Raw genomic sequence first — 1,039 nt, forward strand, 5'->3', positions numbered from 1 at the left:
GGCCTGGTCGGCTACGAGATGGCCCTCCTCGTCGACCGCGCCGGCGCGGTCCTCACCCCCGCACTCCGCGCAGAACTCCAGGGCAGTCTCCTGCACTGACGGTTCGTCGGATACCGTCCAGGTATTCGAAGCACCTCCACGTCCGTCCCGGGCCCGCTTCGGCGGGCTCGGGTTCGGACGTTGTACGGCCTTCGCACCACTGGCTCAGGACTCGTTCCCGAGCTCGCACCGCACCGCCGCACCTTGTGAGGAGAGGAACCGTGACACCGCCCGACGACCGCAGCGGCCAGTACGGCGTTCCGTACCCTGGCACGGGCCACGACGCCTTCGGAACACCCGGCGTCGTCGGCCACGGTCAGCAGTACGGCCAGCCGCTCCCCGGCCAGCAGCAGCAGAGCCAGCAGGGCCCGCAGCACGGCCGGCCCTACGGACAGCCGGCGTACGGCCAGCCGTACCCGCCGGGGCAGTACGACCAGTACACCCAGCCCCAGCCCTCGTACGACGCTCCTCCGGCCGGCTATCCGGGCGGGGCGGGCGGGCAGCAGCCCGGACACCTCCGCGGTCGCGGACCGGCTGCCGGGCAGTCGGCCGGGCAGCAGCCCGGCGGACCGTCCCGGTCCGGGTACGACGACTACGAGGACGAGCCGGACAGCGGCCCGCTGATCCGCCCGTTCGCGATGACCGGCGGACGGACCCGGCCCCGGTACGAGCTCGCCCTGGAGGCGCTCGTCTCCGCCGACGTGGATCCGCAGCGACTTGCCACCCTGCTGCCGGAGCACCAGCGGATCTGCACCCTGTGCACCGAGGTGAAGTCCGTGGCCGAGGTCTCGGCGCTGCTCTCCCTTCCCCTGGGAGTGGCCCGGATCCTCGTGGCCGACCTGGCCGAGGCCGGCCTGGTCGCCATCCACCAGCCCGCTTCCGGCGGCGAAACCGGAAACCAGCCCGACGTCACGCTGCTCGAAAGGGTCCTCAGTGGACTTCGCAAGCTCTAACGCGGCCGCCCCCACCCGCGCCACCACCTCCGCGAAGATCGTCGTCG

1 protein-coding gene and 1 pseudogene are annotated in these 1,039 nt (G+C 72.5%); both read left to right on the top strand.

What is annotated here, in order from left to right; translation table 11 throughout:
• Positions 1 to 99 (top strand): annotated as a pseudogene (locus tag ADK60_RS20195) (roadblock/LC7 domain-containing protein); the annotation flags it as partial.
• Between the two features lie 161 nt (positions 100 to 260).
• On the top strand, positions 261 to 992 hold the full coding sequence (locus tag ADK60_RS42135) for a DUF742 domain-containing protein (RefSeq protein WP_079008548.1): 732 nt from the start codon (positions 261 to 263) through the stop codon (positions 990 to 992).
• Positions 993 to 1,039: the final 47 nt, after the last annotated feature.

The sequence above is a fragment of the Streptomyces sp. XY431 genome (genome assembly GCF_001279805.1).
Classification (GTDB): Bacteria; Actinomycetota; Actinomycetes; order Streptomycetales; family Streptomycetaceae; genus Kitasatospora; species Kitasatospora purpeofusca.